General features: G+C 43.6%; 17 protein-coding genes and 1 tRNA gene. 12 read left to right on the top strand and 6 right to left on the bottom strand.

Translation table 11 applies throughout. The annotated features are described in order from the left end of the window. Positions 1 to 204: 204 nt before the first annotated feature. Positions 205 to 543 (bottom strand): hypothetical protein, encoded by a 339-nt coding sequence (locus CLV42_RS04215; protein ID WP_106600618.1) that lies wholly within the window; start codon positions 541 to 543, stop codon positions 205 to 207. Positions 544 to 682: 139 nt separating this feature from the next. Continuing rightward, positions 683 to 1024 carry a hypothetical protein gene (locus tag CLV42_RS33660; RefSeq protein WP_146154305.1) on the bottom strand — a complete coding sequence of 114 codons (342 nt, stop codon included), beginning with the start codon at positions 1022 to 1024 and terminating at the stop codon, positions 683 to 685. Between the two features lie 325 nt (positions 1025 to 1349). On the opposite strand from CLV42_RS33660, the gene CLV42_RS04210 reads away from it, so the two are divergent. Further along, positions 1350 to 2894, top strand: coding sequence for an IS1182 family transposase (locus CLV42_RS04210; RefSeq protein WP_106600617.1), 1545 nt, complete (start codon positions 1350 to 1352; stop codon positions 2892 to 2894). Positions 2895 to 3312: 418 nt separating this feature from the next. On the opposite strand, the gene CLV42_RS34400 is transcribed toward CLV42_RS04210, so the two are convergent. Then, positions 3313 to 3438, bottom strand: coding sequence for a hypothetical protein (locus tag CLV42_RS34400; protein ID WP_262509980.1), 126 nt, complete (start codon positions 3436 to 3438; stop codon positions 3313 to 3315). Positions 3439 to 4099: 661 nt separating this feature from the next. Between CLV42_RS34400 and CLV42_RS04200 the strand changes: the two genes are divergently transcribed. The 5 genes from CLV42_RS04200 to CLV42_RS04180 all read left to right on the top strand — a co-directional run bounded on the left by CLV42_RS04200 (position 4100) and on the right by CLV42_RS04180 (position 6773). Next, entirely contained in the window at positions 4100 to 4525 is a 426-nt protein-coding gene (locus tag CLV42_RS04200) for a hypothetical protein (RefSeq protein WP_106600615.1), read from the top strand. Positions 4526 to 4646: 121 nt separating this feature from the next. After that, on the top strand, positions 4647 to 4814 hold the full coding sequence (locus CLV42_RS33810; RefSeq protein ID WP_170117381.1) for a hypothetical protein: 168 nt from the start codon (positions 4647 to 4649) through the stop codon (positions 4812 to 4814). Further along, positions 4793 to 5122, top strand: coding sequence for an alpha/beta hydrolase family protein (locus CLV42_RS04195; RefSeq protein WP_106600614.1), 330 nt, complete (start codon positions 4793 to 4795; stop codon positions 5120 to 5122). Before CLV42_RS33810 ends, CLV42_RS04195 begins: the two co-directional genes overlap by 22 nt. Positions 5123 to 5792: 670 nt before the next feature. Then, positions 5793 to 6044 carry an IS110 family transposase gene (locus CLV42_RS34530; RefSeq protein WP_146154304.1) on the top strand — a complete coding sequence of 84 codons (252 nt, stop codon included), beginning with the start codon at positions 5793 to 5795 and terminating at the stop codon, positions 6042 to 6044. 9 nt (positions 6045 to 6053) lie between these two features. Beyond that, complete coding sequence (locus tag CLV42_RS04180; protein WP_317047975.1) at positions 6054 to 6773, top strand: IS110 family RNA-guided transposase; 720 nt, start codon at positions 6054 to 6056, stop codon at positions 6771 to 6773. Between the two features lie 226 nt (positions 6774 to 6999). Here the strand turns inward: CLV42_RS04180 and CLV42_RS04175 are convergent. Continuing rightward, a tRNA-Ala gene (locus CLV42_RS04175) sits at positions 7000 to 7073 on the bottom strand. 155 nt (positions 7074 to 7228) lie between these two features. Between CLV42_RS04175 and CLV42_RS04170 the strand changes: the two genes are divergently transcribed. The 3 genes from CLV42_RS04170 (at position 7229) to CLV42_RS04160 (ending at position 12717) form a co-directional block, all read left to right on the top strand. Continuing rightward, a complete protein-coding gene (locus CLV42_RS04170) occupies positions 7229 to 7786 on the top strand; it encodes a GNAT family N-acetyltransferase (protein WP_106600610.1) in 558 nt (185 codons plus the stop codon). Between the two features lie 34 nt (positions 7787 to 7820). Next, positions 7821 to 9149 carry an amino acid permease gene (locus tag CLV42_RS04165; RefSeq protein WP_106600609.1) on the top strand — a complete coding sequence of 443 codons (1329 nt, stop codon included), beginning with the start codon at positions 7821 to 7823 and terminating at the stop codon, positions 9147 to 9149. A gap of 250 nt (positions 9150 to 9399) precedes the next feature. Next, entirely contained in the window at positions 9400 to 12717 is a 3318-nt protein-coding gene (locus CLV42_RS04160; protein WP_106600608.1) for a TonB-dependent receptor, read from the top strand. Between the two features lie 325 nt (positions 12718 to 13042). Here the strand turns inward: CLV42_RS04160 and CLV42_RS04155 are convergent, their stop codons facing one another. Then, positions 13043 to 14974, bottom strand: a complete 1932-nt coding sequence (locus CLV42_RS04155) for a gamma-glutamyltransferase family protein (protein WP_106600607.1) — start codon at positions 14972 to 14974, stop codon at positions 13043 to 13045. A gap of 183 nt (positions 14975 to 15157) precedes the next feature. On the opposite strand from CLV42_RS04155, the gene CLV42_RS04150 reads away from it, so the two are divergent. Next, positions 15158 to 15640: a DUF4240 domain-containing protein gene (locus CLV42_RS04150; protein WP_106600606.1), complete on the top strand. Its 483-nt coding sequence runs from the start codon at positions 15158 to 15160 to the stop codon at positions 15638 to 15640. 41 nt (positions 15641 to 15681) lie between these two features. Here the strand turns inward: CLV42_RS04150 and CLV42_RS04145 are convergent, their stop codons facing one another. Next, positions 15682 to 16041, bottom strand: coding sequence for a SnoaL-like domain-containing protein (locus tag CLV42_RS04145; protein ID WP_106600605.1), 360 nt, complete (start codon positions 16039 to 16041; stop codon positions 15682 to 15684). Between the two features lie 262 nt (positions 16042 to 16303). Here CLV42_RS04145 and CLV42_RS04140 point away from each other — a divergent pair, with 262 nt between their 5' ends. After that, entirely contained in the window at positions 16304 to 17305 is a 1002-nt protein-coding gene (locus CLV42_RS04140; protein WP_106600604.1) for an AraC family transcriptional regulator, read from the top strand. Positions 17306 to 17321: 16 nt separating this feature from the next. Then, positions 17322 to 18491, top strand: a complete 1170-nt coding sequence (locus tag CLV42_RS04135; protein WP_106600603.1) for a M20 metallopeptidase family protein — start codon at positions 17322 to 17324, stop codon at positions 18489 to 18491. The last annotated feature ends 2 nt before the right edge of the window (positions 18492 to 18493 follow it).

Genomic DNA, 18493 nt, shown 5'->3' with positions numbered 1-18493 from the left:
TTAGGTAAATTCAACCATTGATAAGTTAGTTGAATGGCTATAGGGAGTTATCCTGATACAAAATATGTGGATTATTCTAAAATCCAGATATTTTGAAAAAATAGAGATAATTGCAGATCATCACTTAAGTCTTGCGATAGTATCGTAAATTCAAAACTAAAGAATTAAAAGAATCAAGACCCATAGGTCTTGATTCTTAGATCATTAATTCGCAAGGGTTGTCCTTGTAGCGTAAGTAGGACCAGTCCAACGAGGAATGGTGATGGTTGCGGTTCCACCTACCTGTGTTAATGTAATTGGTCCACCTACTGTTGTTCCTGTAACCGATACAGCGTCAGCATTTGTAGCACCATTCGGAGTAATGAAAGAAACTAGGTGTGGGCCAACAAATGGTGCTGCTGCACTATACAATGTTCCAAAAGTGGAATAAGAATTGGTAGTCGTGTAGAAAGCGAGGCCTGTACGCATTGCTTTAAATGCGAATGCTCCTCCTACTACTGCCATAAGTGCGATTGTGGCGAGTGCGATGCGAGCTTTCTTCATAATAATAGTGCCTTTTTATTCAAAAGGCTAAACTTAAAGAATTAAAGTATGCCTACTCGTTTCTAATGGTTTTCGGCTTCCCCATCGGCCAGATTCGCTTGCAATCAATGCTGGCCTTCCGATCGGAGATATTGTTATTTTAGTTTGCCGTTGTAACTCGTGTACTATAAGTAAAGCCTACCCAGACAGGAACCGTTATCGTTGCAATTCCGCCTACCTCAGTAAGTGTAATTCTACCAGATATAGTTCCAGTGGTCGAAAAACATGTGAAGTTTGCAGGTCCCAACGGACTCACATAAAGTGAAAGATGAGGCGCAATAAATGTTGCAGCTCTTGAATAAAGAGTGCCATTCGCTGAATAGGAGTGTGTTGCCGTAAAACATAACAAACCAGTATATTTGGTGGTAGTACGTAATGCAACGGCAGTGCCGGCGATTGCAAGAATCAAAATTGCAATTAATATTATACGAGCTTTCTTCATGATATATATCTTTTTTATGCTGGGTTAAATCGGGTTAATTAAACGCATCGCTTCTGCTATTTTTGTCACCATTTGCTAAAACAAAATTAAGTTACAATATAAAAGTACACTTAGTATATAGAGATAATAAATAGGAGAGACAGTAGAATATTGTCGATATTGATTTCATACAACCATGCGAATACGTAGTTATGTTACTCCTTGTTCTAAAATACAATGGGGCTGTCTCAAAAGTAATTGGGACAGCTTCTTCTTTTTATGGAGTTTTTTTTAATAAAAGGTGCCTTTTTGTTAACCATATGCTGCTTATTGTGTTATAGGCAGTATGGCAAGAGGCAAAACATTATCAGTTGTATTTAAAAGCAATCACCAACATCAGGGTATGCTATTACCACCAGATCTAAATGATCTGATTCCAGCCAATCATCCAGTCAGAACCGTGAATGAGATTCTGGATAAGGTGGATATTACAACGCTACTGCAACAGTACAAGCCAGGAGGGACAAGTAGCTACCATCCTCGAATGTTATTAAAGGTCCTGGTTTATTCCCACATTAATAATATATACAGTAGTCGTAAAATAGAAGATGCCGTTAATCAGCATATACATTATATGTGGTTAAGTGGAATGAGCACCCCAGACCATAATACTATTAACCGCTTCCGCGGCAAGCGTCTTCAGAAAACGTTACAACCCATTTTCACCCAGGTAGTATTGCTATTATGCGAGGAAGGACTTCTAAGTCTTAAAGAACTTTATACAGACGGGACCAAAATAGAGGCGAACGCCAATCGGTATAGCTTTGTATGGGGAAATGCCATTAAGAGGAACCGGGAGAAGATAAAGGAGCAGTTAAACGAGCTATGGCAGTATGCCCAGTCGGTAGCTGCAGCAGAGATGGATGATACAGATCCTTCTGGTTTTGATAAAATCGATAAAGAGAAAGTGAATGCAACCATTGATAAAATAAATGAAGCATTGAAGGATAAGCCCGTCAGTAAGGAGGTGAAGCAGAAGCTGAATTACGCGCGTAAACATTGGCCGGCAGCACTTGACAAGTATGAGCAGCAGGAAGCCCGGATAGGCGATGGGCGAAGCAGCATGAGCAAAACGGATCCAGATGCGACGTTCATGCGGCTCAAAGAAGATCATATGAAAAATGGTCAACTGAAACCAGCCTATAATATTCAAGTAAGCACCAATAACCAATACATCGTAAACTACAGCCTACACCAACAGAGTACCGACACTAACACATTGGTTACTCATCTTGAACAACACATCAAGACTTACAAAGCTAAACCAGCTAATATCACAGCAGACGCTGGTTATGGCAGCGAACAAAACTATCAATGGCTTGAATCCAAACGGATCACGGCTTACGTAAAACATAACCAGTTTGACAGACAGCAACGCAAGCGTAACAAAGAGAAGAAACCATATTCGGCCGATAAACTAGCATACGACCAAAACAAAGATCAATATGAATGCCCTAAAGGCAAACCGATGCATAATGTAGGGACTCACACCAAGGCAACAAAAACAGGCTATCTGCAAACAATTACCAAATATGAAACAGAAAGCTGTAAATATTGTCGACTAAGGGATCAATGTCATAAGGCAATAGGCAATAGGGTGATCGAAATCAATCACAACTTAATACGTCTAAAATCTCGGGCAGATAAGCGATTAAAAACAAAACAAGGCATAGCCAAACGCAAACAACGGTGTTGTGATGTGGAATCCGTGTTTGGGAACATCAAACATAATCACCACTTTAGGAGATTTATGCTCCGTGGAATCGAAAAAGTGAAAATAGAGACTGGTTTATTAGCTCTGGCGCACAATCTTAGGAAGAAGATCGCCTAAAACCTTAAAATCGACATCCAAAGTATCAATTTGATACTAAAAATATCCTCTGAATACATAATATACCATATTGGTTGGTATAGCAATATAAAACTGAAAAGGGGCGTCTCAAAACTTTTGAGACAGCCCCATTGTATGAAAAAAGCTAAAATTATTTCTACAGTTTGCTTTTGCAGTAATTGGTGGCGCATTGGCATTTACTTGTTTTAGCTGCCTGCAAATTCTTATATTATTGCACTTCAGAACTTAGGAGATCCGGTCTATTAATATAGAGATGAATACTTTCTTTGAGCCATGGTTACCATGGAAGGGTACCAGTTGTGTAAATTGATACATTTTGTTTGGCTCTAAGACAAATAAAAGCAGCAGGAACGCACACATCCTGGGCTTCTGCCTGCGTCATCCCGTAGAGCACGATCTAGCCGTTTCTGTCAATCCAGCCATAGGAAATAGCAGAAACTGAAGATTTTGCGTTCACCGATACTGCAGCACCTGCACCGAACATGAAGGCAAGCATAGCAACTAAAATTTTAGTTTTCTTCATAAGATGATCATTTAATAATGAAAGAACTGAATGCTGATTTGACTACATTGATGTATCTAAATGAAGTTGAAAGCAATAATTGATAGGCAGGCAAAAGGCCACTCTTCCTGTATTAATGTGGAAGTGTTGTTTTTTTTAAAAAAGAGGGATCGTCTACGACTGATGGTTATTTTAATGCTGATTTATTTTGTTCTCAACTGCGATCCGATAATAAGGAGTCCCGATTTGTTGCTGCATACTACAAAAAAAGACTGAAGGAATTGTTAATGCCAAGTTAACAAGTGACACGTTTTTTACCAATTCACCGATGCGCGGTACTCTGGACGAATCATTCGTCACTCTGGCAGGTACATGGATAAATGCTAAAGGTTAGCTTTCCGGGCTCAAACGCTATCGGCAGAAAATGTGTAAGCCCTTACCCTGCCTTATGACATCCGGACAACTGCTTAGTGTCCATTACAAAACCTCGGTGTCCAATAAAAAATACAAACTAGTTGGTATTTTATGTTTACTTGATAGTAGATAAATTTACAACACCTTATCTTATGCTCAAATTATAGAGATCAAAGAACCCTGACTACCATTGGTCTTATTTGTGGTAAAAATTTGATTCGATTTAACAAATTATCCAATATTAATAACCGCCACTAAAATGCGAAATATGAAAAATGCAATTCTGATTTCATTGCTATTACTGCCCATTATTTCAATAGGGCAGTCAACCAATTTAAGCAACAAGAAAACACCAAACTTAACTGTTGCTCCGATACAAGCAAGAAAGGCCGGATGGTGGATTAAAGTAAATACCAGTAAAACTGAAGCATCGCAGATAGTTTTCGAGATCGGCACCGACGACGATAACCGTCAATTCTGGAGGAAATGGAACTCTGGAGATCCAGCTGAATTCGATGTTCCAATAGAATATACAAATGTGACCGAACTTTATATTCACGCTTCATCTAATCCCGGCGGTAAGAACTCATGGTTCTGCATGATGTATAAAGAAAATGGTGTTAAGCATTTTGATTTTGATGATGATGAAGATCATCAAGAAAAACAAACAGGTCACGACGATGAATGCAAATAATAAAGTTCACCACCATTGCTGGAATGCGAATAAATGCTTACTAAATGAAGTCGGTAAATTCTACCGTGTAAGAACCTTATCATTAACAAGCTCATGAAAGCAATGATTATCTTCAAAATACATGGAAAATGACAAGTCTCTCGGTGAAGCTATCGGAATGTTTATTGCTCTTATAGGAGTTATAATGATTGTAATAGGAGGATTTAAACATGATATTAATATTGGAGGAATAGGTGGTGTGTTAGCCTTCCTTGGAAAAATTATGCAGTGGATTTTCAGCAGTGGCTAAAAGACGGCGCAGTTAATTTCTCTCAGGCAATTGAATTCTTTACCGCCCTAAGGAGGCTTGGGAAGAAAGCGTGGTTGATAGAATATGAGGGACAAGGTCATGGTGTCTTTGGAAAAGCTGCAATTGACTATTCTATTCGCCAGAGGCAGTTTTTTGATCACTATCTGATGGATAAGCCAAGTCCTGTCTGGATGACCCGTAGCGTCCCGGCAGCAAGGAAGGGAATTGACACAGGCTTAGAATATGATATGGAAACTAAGACCCCTGGTCCCGGTTTAACAAACGATGGAAAACCAATAATAAAATAAGAGAGAATAGTTATGCATTACCGGGTCCACCCATTTAACTGTAACACTTACTGCAGATATCTTACTGTATTTTAGGCTATTTAGGATTGACATTCCCTGTCATTAAACAATAACATTTTATACTATGGGACTATGTTCGCTCATGAAGCACTAAACGGAGTCCACATTTTTTGTATTTTTCTACCCCAAATCCTTGACCAGCCTTTGATAGTCAAACATCTTCATTAAAGTTAAAAACACAGTCTAATGACTTTCGACTCTTATAAAGCGGAAGTGCTTGTCCAGGCCGAAGCAGAAATTGTGCTTCATTTACCAAAATACTTGCCCAACGAAGCACAGCTCCTGTCACTATTACAGAGTGGCACGGGAACAATATTGAGGTCGAAGAAGCTGTCGGTATGCTTGAAAAAGGATGTATGATTCAATATATAGACAATACAAATAAAACAATCATGAAAGGGGAATTCACCAACGGGGATGAAAGTGGTAAATTGTAGTGACCAAACTCAATTACCATGTCCACGTTAGTAGAATTCCCCCAATTATTTGAACGCTGTGCAGGATTAGATGTGCACAAGGAAACTGTAGTAGTAACGGTTAAAATTTACCAATTACCAGATCAAACCCGCACATTTGGGACATTTACAGATGATCTGATCAGCCTAAAGACGTGGCTGTTAGAGCAGAGAGTATCCCACCTGGCAATGGAAAGCACAGGAGTAATTGGAAACCTGTATTTAATATACTGAAATCCTCATTTAACCTGATGCTTGTTAATGCCAGGCATATAAAATATGTGCCTGGGCACAAGACAGATTGTAAGGATAGCGTTTGGATAGCCAAACTGTTATCCAGCGGCCTTTTAAAGGGTAGCTTTATTCCTCCTGAACAGGTTAGAGAAATGAGAGATTTGCTTCGTTAAAAAAAGAAACTGATCTGGCAACGAATGTCTGAGAGAAATCGGCTACAGAAAATATTGGAGGATGCCAATATCAAACTCAGTAACATTGTTAGTGATGTATTTGGAAAGACGGGTTGGTCAATTATCTGCCATATTATTGACCAGCAAACAGATCCAATATTACTTGCCTCTCTAGCTAAAGGCACTTTAAAAAAGAAAATCCCCCAACTCATAACCGCCCTGAAAGGAAAAATCACTGATCATCACCGTTTTATGCTAGAAACCAGTAAGCTGGCACTGGAAAATATTCAACAGCAAATTGATCGCATAGATCGTCGACTGGAAGATTATATTCAGTCATATTCAACTCAGGTTGAACTGTTGGAAACTATTCCAGGTGTAAGCCATGAAACGGCTAAAGGTATTGTTGCTGAAATAGGCTTTGATATGAGCGTTTTCCCATCTGGTCAGCACTTAGCATCGTGGGCAGGTGTATGCCCGGGAAACAACGAAAGTGCAGGCAAAAAGAAGAGTAGCCGTGTCACGCATGGGAATAAAATACTTAAAACCGTGCTAGTAGAAGCTGCATGGACCGCTACCAGGGTTAAGAATGGATGGTTAAAAAATAAATATTACGCTATCATAGCCAGGAGGGGTAAAAAAAGAGCATTACTAGCCATTGCTCACAAAATATTAATTGCTGTTATCAGATACTCAAAGAAGGTGTGCCTTATAAAGAACCGTCAATAAAACTCCCACCTACAAATTAGATCGTGCTTTTATTGATTCCTTCGAGATCGAAAATAAAACTGATCAAATCCATCAGGAACCAACGGTTGTTGCCTTTGAGCACGTAGAAAAAATTCTCCTTTTTACCGGTGGATTTTTAATTTTTTTACTGGCTTTTAATCTGATTACTTTCAGAAAAAAAGCTTTAAAATCCTTACTGATAAGAAATTCTAAAGCTTTTAACTTGTGGAGAATACCGGAGTCGAACCGGTGACCTCTTGCATGCCATGCAAGCGCTCTAGCCAACTGAGCTAATTCCCCGCATATTGGAGTGCAAATGTATACTTTTTCCTGAAACCGTCAAATTTTACCCCTAAAAATCCATCCCCTGCCTAAAAAGCCAATTGTCACCCTATTAGGGGATGTATCATTCCTCCCTGTTTTGTTTCTTTACATTATCGGAAACCAGGTAACCTATGTACATAACTAAATTTATCAGCTCAGACGATGAATTGAGGCAGGTCGCTGAACTATCCAGACTGAATGCAGCCGAGAGTATTACGGAAGAGGTCAAAGCCGAACAAGGCTATGTTTCCTGGAAATATACTTTCGAAGACCTCAAAGCACTACATGAAATTGCCCCCTCTGCTATTATCAAAGACGGTGATAAAGTGATCGGCTATCTGCTTGTGCTGGTGATGGAATCAGCTACCGTATATACTCCGCTTAAAGATGCACTGAAGCTGTTTGACAACCAGTATTACCAGGGAAAATCACTCATGGACTATAAGGTATATTTCCTGGGACAGACCTGTATTGACAGCAACTACCGTGGCAAAGGACTCTTACGGCAATTGTACCAGTTTCATAAAGATAACTTCGAGTCGGTATACGACTTTGCACTTAGCTCCATTGCAAGGGACAATCCGAAGTCTATGGCCGTACACGCTAAGCTGGGCTTCCGCACACTTTTTCCTTTTACTGATGACGGAAAAGAATGGGATGTGGTGATATGGGATTTTAATCTCGGATAAATACGATCTTTACGGCTAATCTGCACCCTGCCGTATGAAAGAAACAGCTAAGGAAAAAAACAAACTGGGACTCTGGACAAGTACCTCACTCATCGTTGGTAATATGATCGGCGCAGGGATCTTCCTGGCACCGGCTGCACTTGCCTCATTTGGTAGTGTGAGTCTGCTGGGATGGGTGATATCAGCTATCGGTTGTTTCTTCCTGGTGAAAGTATTCGGCAATCTCAGTAAACTGGTGCCGAATGTAACCGGCGGTCCATATGCTTATACCCGTCGCGGCTTCGGCGACTATATGGGCTTTTCTATTGCCTGGGGATACTTTCTGGCAGTGTCCTGCGCCAATGCAGCTATTACCATAGGATTTGTCAGTGCACTAAGCACCTTCATTCCAATATTATCCACCAATACATTAAGTGCAGTAGCTACAGGTCTGGGTAGCATCTGGCTGTTGACCTGGGTCAATAACAGGGGTATCAGGACTTCCGGTTCCGTACAGATGGCTACGACCATACTCAAGCTGATACCCTTATTACTCGTGGCTTTCGGAGGACTATTCTTTATCAGAGCCGCTAACTTTCCGGCGTTCAACAACAGTGGCACCTCTCTGTTCACCGCTCTTTCCAACACCGTTACCTTCACCATGTTTGCTTACGTTGGTATTGAGTCTGCTACCATTCCGGCGGAGAAAGTGCAAAATCCACAGCAGACCATTCCAAAGGCCACCTTGCTAGGACTGCTGATCGTTACAGTAGTCTATGTGTTAGGTACAGTCAGTGTAATGGGGATCATTCCATCTGAACAGTTGAAAAAAACGGTGACGCCTTTCGCCGATGCTGCTGTTATTATGTGGGGAAACAATGCCCGTTACTGGGTGAGTGCAGGAGTAGCGATAGCAGCCTTCGGAGCACTGAATGGCTGGATGCTGGTACAGGGACAATTACCTTATGCTATTGCAAAGGATAACCTGTTTCCGCAGATATTCAGCAAAGAGAATAAAAGAGGCGTTCCTTATGTGGGCACGCTTTTCAGCAGTGTATTGATTTCTATTCTCATGGCGATGAATTACGCCAAAGGACTGGTGGAGCAATTCAAATTCCTGGTCTTGCTGTCAACCTTGTCTGTCCTCATCCCCTATCTGTTTTCAACAGCGGCTTATTTCATACTGAAGATCAAAAGCGGACCGCTTAAAACAGGCGAGTGGCTGCAATGTATCTTACTATTCGCCATTTCGTTTAGCTATGTACTATGGGCAATTGCCAGCGCAGGGCAACAGACTATCTACTACGGATTTCTATTGCAAATGATCGGGATCCCCTTATATTTATGGATGGCAGCCAAAAAAGAAAACTCCTTATTTGAGTAACATCTCGTTACTAAAACAATGAGTAGTTAAACAAATACTCATAAAAAAACAGCATTCAGCGATATACTTTCCGCACCGGCAGATTTACCGCTGACGCACCTCCGAATGCAGGTAACTTTGCTCCCAAATTCTTTTTCGTAGGCTCAATTCTGAAAACAATCTGTCGAACCAAAATCTAAATAATTTGTTAACGCACTAACTGCTGTTTTGTGCGTTTTTTTTGAGTATTTCGAACAATAAATCAAACTGCATGCTTTTCAAAAAATGTCTGTCGGCCATCATTGGGCTGATAAGCCTACCTATGCTATTACTTGCCCAGGAAACTACCTCCGAGATCCATGGGCAGGTTAAGGATGGGCAAACGGGAGTACCCGGCGCTGTCATTATTGCACTTCACAATCCAACTGGTACAAAGTACATGACCACCACCCGTAAAGACGGGCGCTACAACGTACCAAACGTCCGCGTAGGGGGACCTTACACCATTTCAGTATCCTATATCGGATACAAAGACCAAAAGATCGAGAATGTTATACTCTCTCTGGGACAGGAGTATACAGGAGACTTCAACATTATACCTGACACCAAACAACTGAATGAAGTGGTGGTAAAATCAGGTAAACAGGACAAAACATTTAATAACAACCGTACAGGTGCACAGGAGATCATCAGCCGTGATCAGCTGGAAAAACTGCCTACCATCAACAGGTCTGCGCAGGACTTCACAAGACTGGAGCCTACTGCTTCCAACCCTATCGGCGGACAAAGCTTCGGTGGCCGTAGCAACCAGTACAACAACTTCACCGTAGATGGTGCCAACTTCAATAACTCATTCGGGTTATCTGGTACACTCGGCGGACAAGCAGGTGCGCAGCCTATCAGTTTAGATGCGATCGATCAGATCCAGGTGAACCTTGCGCCTTACGACGTACGTCAGGGTGGCTTCTCCGGCGCCGGTGTCAATACCGTCACCAAAAGCGGTACCAACACCTTCAGAGGATCTGTCTACACTTACTTCAAAAATGAAAACACACAGGGTTACAAAGTAGAGAACGCAGTGGCTCCTAAAACTGATCTCTCCTTTACTATCCGTGGCGCTTCCATCGGTGGCCCAATCATTAAGAACAAATTATTCTTCTTCGTGAATGGTGAATCGTCCCGTCAGACAGCCCCTGCTACCAGCTGGATCCCTTCTGATGCCACACATGCACCCAACAGTTCAGCAGGTATTTCCAATGCCAATGCAGATACGCTGGCTGCCCTGGCTACCTTCCTAAAGGATACTTACCATTACGATCCAGGCGCTTATTCCGGCTATTCCTTCAAGACAAACAGTGATAAGATCACTGCAAAGATCGACTGGAATATCAACGATCATAATACCCTCACGTTAAAGTACAACTACCTGAAATCAATGTCTGATCAGTTTGCAAGTACCAGCAGACCCGCAGGTCAAACAAAAGGTCAACCAGACTTTAACTCCATGCCTTTCTATGGAAGCGGATATGTGATTAACAACAACTTCAATATCTTTATCGCGGAACTGAACACCCGTTTTGGTAACACTGCCTCCAACAAGTTCCAGGTGGGCTATACAGCGCTGCGTGATTATCGTACGCCTCACTCCAGCTCTTCTACGATGCCATTCGTGGACATCCTGAGCGGCAATAACATCTACACTTCCTTTGGTTATGAGCCATACACTTATAACAACGTTCTGAATACTGACGTATTCCAGATCTCTGACATCTTCACCTTCTACAAAGGCGCACATGAGATTACAGTAGGTACACAGGATTATTACAGGAAGTATAAGAATGCATTCGCTCCGGGTTACCAGGGCGCCTATCAGTTTGCCAGCCTGACTGATTTCTACAACAGCGCTAAGAATGGCGCCATGAATGCAAAAAGCTATTACCTCCAGTATTCTGCATTATCTGATGGTTCTTTCCCATGGGCATATGCAGGTTCTACAGAACTCGGTTTATTTGCACAGGATAAATGGCGTGTATCAAACAATTTCACGCTTACTTACGGCCTGCGCATGGATATGACTATCTACAAACAGGACTTCCAGGATAATCCACAGTTCAACGCGCTGAAGTTTAAAGATGGTAAAAGCTATGATATCGGAAAAGCTCCCGGCAATGCATTGCTGATCTCTCCACGTATCGGCTTTAACTGGGATGTACTGGATGATAAGACCTTACAGGTGAGAGGTGGTTTAGGGATCTTCTCTGGTCCTCCGCCATTTGTATGGATCAGCAACCAGGCCAGCAACAACGGTGTACAGTGGGGTTCATTTACCCAAAATGGCGTAGCATTCAGTGCTGATCCTAATCAATACCGTCCTGAAACAGCAGCTGCAAACACTTCTTATCTGGTTGCACTGACTGACAAGAACTTCAAATATCCTTCCGTGCTGAAAACAAGTTTAGCAGTTGACAAAAAACTGCCAGGCGACTGGATATTTACAGTAGAAGGTACTTATTCGAAAGATATCAACGCTGTATATTATCAGAACATCAACCTGAACGAAACGAACGGTTATGCACTGAGCAATGGAGGTGATAACAGGATGCGTTACACCACATCCTTTACTCCCATTGCCAACAGCACCAATAAATACTATTCCGCAGGTACATCACTGTCTGATCCTAATATCGGTAGCGCTATCCTGATGACCAATACAAGCAAAGGATACGCTTACAATGTAACCGGCCGTGTACAGAAAACATACAAGAACCTGTATGTAAGCGTTGCCTATACACATGGCGATGCACGCAACACAGCAGAAACCGGCAGTACCGCTTCTTCATTGTGGAGCGCCCGTGCTGTAAGTGCAGATCCGAATGCAGCAAACCTGACATATGCCTCCTACAGGCTGCCTAACCGTATCATCGCAATGGCATCCTACAAAGTATCGTATGCTAAATACTTCGCTACGTCCTTTGGACTGATCTATGAAGCAGCACCTGCAGGTGTAACTTCTTATATCTATAATGGCGACCTGAATGGTGATGGTTTCAACAATGACCTGATGTATATACCTACTTCCGATAAAGATATTAACTTGATCAATGTAGGTTCTTACAACGCTACTACCCACACTGGTAGCACCACAGGTACTTCAAGCGATCCAAGAACTGCTTCCCAGATCTGGACACAGCTGAACAACTTCATCAGCCAGAGCGGTTACCTGTCTTCTCACCGTGGACAAGTAGCAAAAGCTAACGCAGTAACTTTACCATTCTTTAAAAAAGCAGATGTTAACATCACTGAAGACATCTCTGTTAAAACCGGTAAAGAGCGCCACACATTGCGTTTATCCCTGGATATCATCAACGTGGGCAACCTGTTGAATAAGAACTGGGGTATCGTAAAATCTGCTACAGTAACCAACCCGCTGAAGTTTGAAGGTATTGCTGCTGATGGTAAAACGCCGTTGTTCTCTTTCCCTTATGCGGACGTGAATAACCAGGTACACTACTCCAACAGCTTTGCTAACAACACAGGTATTACTTCACGCTGGCAGATGCAATTTGGTGTGAGATATATTTTCAACTAAGCATCCATTCGTACTAAGATAGAAAGCCGTCTCATTCTCATGGGACGGCTTTTCTACTATTATGGATATGGCGAAAAAAAAACAGTCCCGCATAAATGATGCGAGACTTTTGATCTAATTCAGGATTGTTTAAATTGAGGTTGAACATACAATACTCTACAACCTGTTCTTACAATTTTTACCAGTTGATTCATACAGTTGAACACTGTGTTAATTGCTGATACAAAAATGATAAAAACGAAGGCCCATTCAAATGATCTAAGACAAGAAAGCCACTTGACATTTATCAAGTGGCTTTCCTGTATATATAATGACCTGGCTGAAACTACCATCCAATGCCGTAATCCTCTCCATGGTTACTGCTTCCTCCCCATAGTGAGCCATGCTTACTATCCAATAAAATAGCATTCACAGGACCGCTTGTACGCTCCCCGAAAGAGGTGATATATCCCATCTTCTTCAGTGTAGCCCGCACTGATTCCGGCGTATTATTATTCAATAGTATGCTACCGGGATGCGGCATACGTTCCTTTGTGCTGGTGCCTCCCAGCGATAACCACAGCTGATTGGTATTAATATTGGCAGCTTCTGTGGCCTGTTGTACGGTCATACCAAATTCCACTACATTCAGGAAAAACTGCAGCAGGTTCTGATCCTGCGTATCGCCACCCTGTACAGCGAAAGAAAGGTATGGCTTACCATCTTTTAATGCTATAGATGGCGTCAGTGTTACTCTTGGACGTTTTCCAGGCGCTATCACATTGAAAGGACATAAAGTGCTGTCCAGTACAAAACTCTGCAAACGCTGGCTCATACCCACACCTGTATGACCTGCAATGCATGCCGGCGTCCATCCACCACTAGGAGTAACAGATACTACCCAGCCCTCTTCATCAGCCGCTTCTACACTGGTAGTGCCTCTCCACAAACGGTCCATATAGAGGCTGTCTATATCATTGGCCGCGTACACCTGATCAGTAACCGGTACACTCAGCAGACTGGTAGCGTCATGCTTCGGCACAAAGCCTTCCGGCTTTTTCTCCAGACTTGTATCTGTCAGGGAGTTGCGTCGTTTTAATAACTGCACATAAGGATTGGTCCTCCCTTCAAAAGGATAAGGATCTCCCGGGGCCGCAGCAGGATCATTATGATCAGGATTGATCTGTTTCGCCCTCTCCTTCGCATAGTCTTTGCTCAGTAATCCTTTAATCGGCGTTTTAGGCGTGAAATAAGGATCGCCGTAATAGAAGTCCCTGTCTGCAAAGGTCAGGTTCATGGTCTGGTACAGGGTATGAATATATTGGGCGGAATTATATCCCATTGCTTTCAGATCAAAATTTTCCAGGATGTTGAGGCTTTGCAGCAGCATAGGCCCCTGCGTCCAGGATTGCAGTTTGTACACCTCGACACCTTTATAATTTACATGCAGCGGCTCCTCTTCTATCGGTTTCCACTTTGCCAGGTCCTGCTCTGTGATCAGGCCTCCCTGCTCCTGGCAGCCACGTACAAATTCCTTGGCAATATCTCCCTTGTAAAAACGCTCATAAGCGGCCATAATAGCCTCTTTACGGGACTTTTTATTCTTCAGTGCCTCCTGTTCTGCTGCTACCATTTTTGTCAGAGTAGCCAGCAGATCTTTCTGCACAAAGATCTCCCCTGCTTCCGGCGCTTCCCTTTTCTCACCTGGGTGTGTCAGGAATACCGCTTTACTGTAAGGCCACTCTTTCAGCCGGTCTTTGGCGCGTTCCATACTGTTGGCAGTTTGGGCCTCGATGGGATAACCAGCAGCCATTTCCATGGCAGGGGCCAGCACTTCTTTCAGGCTCAGGGTACCATATTCTGCCAGCATATAACACAAGCCTCCGGGAGTACCAGGCGTTACCGCCGCTAGCGGACCATATTCCGGTGGAAAATTGTACCCCTTGCTTTTAAAGAATGCTACCGTAGCTCCGGTAGGCGCCACTCCAAGGGCATTGATAGCAATGACTTTTTTTGTTTTTGGATTGAAGATCAGGGCCTGTGTTTCCCCTCCCCAGCTTAACACATCCCACATCGTACAGGTGGCTGCCAGCATGGCGCAAGCCGCGTCCACGGCATTACCGCCTTTCTGGAAGATCATCGATCCCGCTGTAGCAGCCAGCGGTTTGCCAGTCACCGCCATCCAGTGTTTACCATGTAACGGAGGTTTTTGCGTTTGCTGTGCTCTCGTTGCCGGTCCGAGGGAAATAAGGGCGGCAAGAAAAAGAAGACGTTTCATAAAATAATATGCGATTTAGAAATGTTATTATTCTGGTCATCGACAAAATAGGAAAATAGGAGGTATACTTCGAAAATATGGGATGAACTTTGCTATCACTCCGTTGTTATAGTAAAGTGCCTACTTGAATACATTGATTAAGCCCGGTGCATTTATTCCACGATATTTATAAATCTGTCTTTTATGAACGCAACAAGATTCTGGGAAATCATTGAAACCGCGTGGACAACAGATAGAGTTTTATTTAATTTAAGAGAAACAGCGCTTACGACCAATGATCCCACTTTAATCAGGCAATTGGGAAATATCGTTTCCAGTCAGATTGCCGGCCACATCAGACAACAGCTCCTTTATATGGATGAACGGGAGCTGACCAGGTTCAATCATGTGATGGAAGAGAAACTCTTCCATATAGACCGTGAAGAGATCCATGAACGCGTCAATGGATCAGACGAGGGTTTCCTCCATCGACGATGCTTTATAGTGGGCATGGGAGAACGATACTATGACATGATTGATGAGAATCCTGCTGCCGCCACGATGAATGTATCCGCAGGGGATATAGGATTCATCGGCTACAGGATATATGAGGAAAAATTCGGAGAGGCATTTGAACGATATTGTCTCCATTGTATTGAGTCCGGCTCCAACTCGAGGGGCTGGTAAAAGAAAGGGGCCACACTAATCTGTGGCCCTTTTTATTTTCACTACATATAGAACTGTTCGGAAATTACCTTCCCATCTTTTGTAGTGTATACACAAAGTTCCTGCATCTTCATCCTGTCCCTTCCTTTCATCGTTATATCCATCGTCAGCACAAAGGCAAATGAATTCCCTGCAACAATTGGTGTAGATGTATCTACGCTATGTACTGCCTCTACCATGGACATAAATTTGTTTCCTTTCTCGAAGATCTTGTCAATGCCTTTGACTTCCTTTTCAAATTCAGGCGTACCCTCAGGCTCAATACTGGTCACATCCTGGGCGTACATCTCTTTCTGTGCAGTTTCAAATTCTCCTTTTTTGCAAAGTTCCGCAACGCGGGTGGCGATTTCTTGTGTAGTCATAATGTTGGTGGATTTTGGAGTTTTGAATTAGCAGCCTCAAATATTGTTCCTATCATTTCCGGGACCGGATGAAAATAAATGTGAAGGAGACACCCGAAAACCGGATGATGCAGGTTAACAAAGATCAGGTACAAAGATGTAATAAAGTATAAGCTCCTATCGATCTGAAGTTTCATCGCAGTACCGGGGTATATATTTGGGTAGTAACCTGAATTTATACAACCAGAATTATTACAGTCACTCACCGGTTAAATGCCTGAACATGACCTCCAGCTTATATCCCCCTGCGCTGCACTTTGGGATACCCGAAAAAATGCAGCCACATGTGCGGGTCTCCGCAAGCCTGCCGGACAGATATCAGCAATACCGGATCGCACAATCGACAGATACCACGTATGTAGAAGCACCATTCGGCAGTTATATTACCCAGGAGATCAGAGATCCCAATTGGATTATCAGCTGGCAACAATGCTTTGTAAAGGAAAAGATAAGATTGCGCCCATCCGTTTCGCAACCCATGCTGGCAATGTATTGCATATTGCAGGGTAATATTTCCTGCCGGCTGCAGGGCAAAGGAAAACTGATGCTGATCGAAAAGGAATTCGGCATCTATTATGTCCCCTCCCATTCCCAGAATATTGCGGACCTGCGACCGGGATATTATGAAATGGTCTGCATTTCCTTTTCTCCCGCCTTCGTCCGGAAGTTCATCGCACATCATCCCTCCTTTGAAGAGATCTATCAGCAGCAACAGCGGCAGGCACGCAGAGCGGCCCTGCTTCCCGCCATCAGGATGGATATGTCAGACCTGAAGGTATTGCATGAAATGCGCCACGCGCCTGACGATCAGGCGCTGCAACCCCACCTGGAATCGCGGTTGAACGATCTGCTGTCGCTTTATTTCAGCGCACTTACGCCCAAATATCTCCAGAACGGCGATCAGGCCCAGAAGCTGCGCCAGATATGCATATACATCCAGAATCACTACCACCAGCCACTGAGCATTGCTGAGCTGAGCAAACAGGCGGGGATGCATATCAACACTTTCGAACGGGCTTTCAAGGAGTTGCTCAGCGTTTCTCCCCGCGGATATATAGAACACCTGCGATTAAAAAAAGCAGCCTCTCTCCTGTCGCAGACTACGCTCAGCATCAAAGAGATCAGTTACAGCACCGGCTACCGGGGTGCAAATTATTTCACCGCTGTTTTCCGTAAGCGTTACCGTTGTTCTCCAAGAGAATATCGGAAAAACCGCTTAACTTGACGGAAATTGCTGATTGATGGACGCACAATTAACGGACAGGCTTATTGATATCAGAAGACAAATTCATGCGCAACCGGAGTTAGGGTACGAGGAACAACATACTTCCAGCCTGGTAAAACAGGAACTGGATCTACTGGGAATAGATTACATCTCCAATATTGCGGGCACTGGCGTCATTGCTTCCCTGACACAAGGGAGCGGTCCCTGTGTGGCCATCCGTGCAGATATGGATGCCCTGCCGATGCAGGAGGAAACAGGACTGCCGTTTGCCTCAAAGGTGAACGGGAAAATGCATGCCTGCGGTCACGATCTTCATACAACCATGCTGATAGGCGCAGCAGCGCTATTAAAACAAACTGACTTCCAGGGAACGATAAAACTACTCTTTCAACCGTCAGAAGAAGGTCCGGGTACTGATCCAGAGAAGAAGAGCGGTGCACGCCGCTTTGTGGAAGCCGGTCACCTGGACGATGTACAGGCGGCTTTAGGTCTGCACGTAGACCCTTCTCTTCCCGTGGGACAGATCTCCTACGCCATCGGCCCTGCCCTGGCATGCACGGGATTCTTCACCATGGAGGTAAGAGGCAGGGCAGCACATGCCGGCGCCTCCCCCCAGCTGGGTATTGATGCGGTGGTCATCGCCTCCCAGCTGATACAGGCAGCGCAAACCATCATATCCAGGCATACGCCTCCCATGGAAACAGCTGTACTTTCCTTTACCAAGATCAACGGAGGTGTTGCTCCCAACGTAATAGCCGACAAGGTTGTACTGGAAGGCACCATCAGAGCCCTGAACCTCGACGTGTACGAAGAGGTTATTGACCGCCTCCGGAAACTGGGTGAAGGACTGGGGCTTATCAACCAGGCAGAGATCATTTTCGACCTGTATTTCAGCATTCCCAGCGTGCTCAATAATGACAAAGTGCACAACAAGTTACAGGGCAGCCTGAATGGCATTTTCGGGCAGCAGAATGCCCTGGAAAAGATCCCCCTGCTGGCGGGTGAAGATTTCTGCTACTATTCGCGGAAAGTACCGTCCATGTTTTACTTGCTGGGAGCTCAGGACCCCACTTCTCCCGGTTATTATCTCCATCATCCGAAAGTGATCTTTAACGAGCAATGTATTCCCCTGGGAGCATCTTTCCTGGCGAAGGGGGCTGTTGAGTTGCTCGAAGGCTTCCGCTAATT

Origin of the sequence: Chitinophaga ginsengisoli (assembly GCF_003014595.1) — a bacterium.
Classification (GTDB): domain Bacteria; phylum Bacteroidota; class Bacteroidia; order Chitinophagales; family Chitinophagaceae; genus Chitinophaga; species Chitinophaga ginsengisoli.
This window is presented reverse-complemented; position numbering and strand designations above follow the sequence as displayed.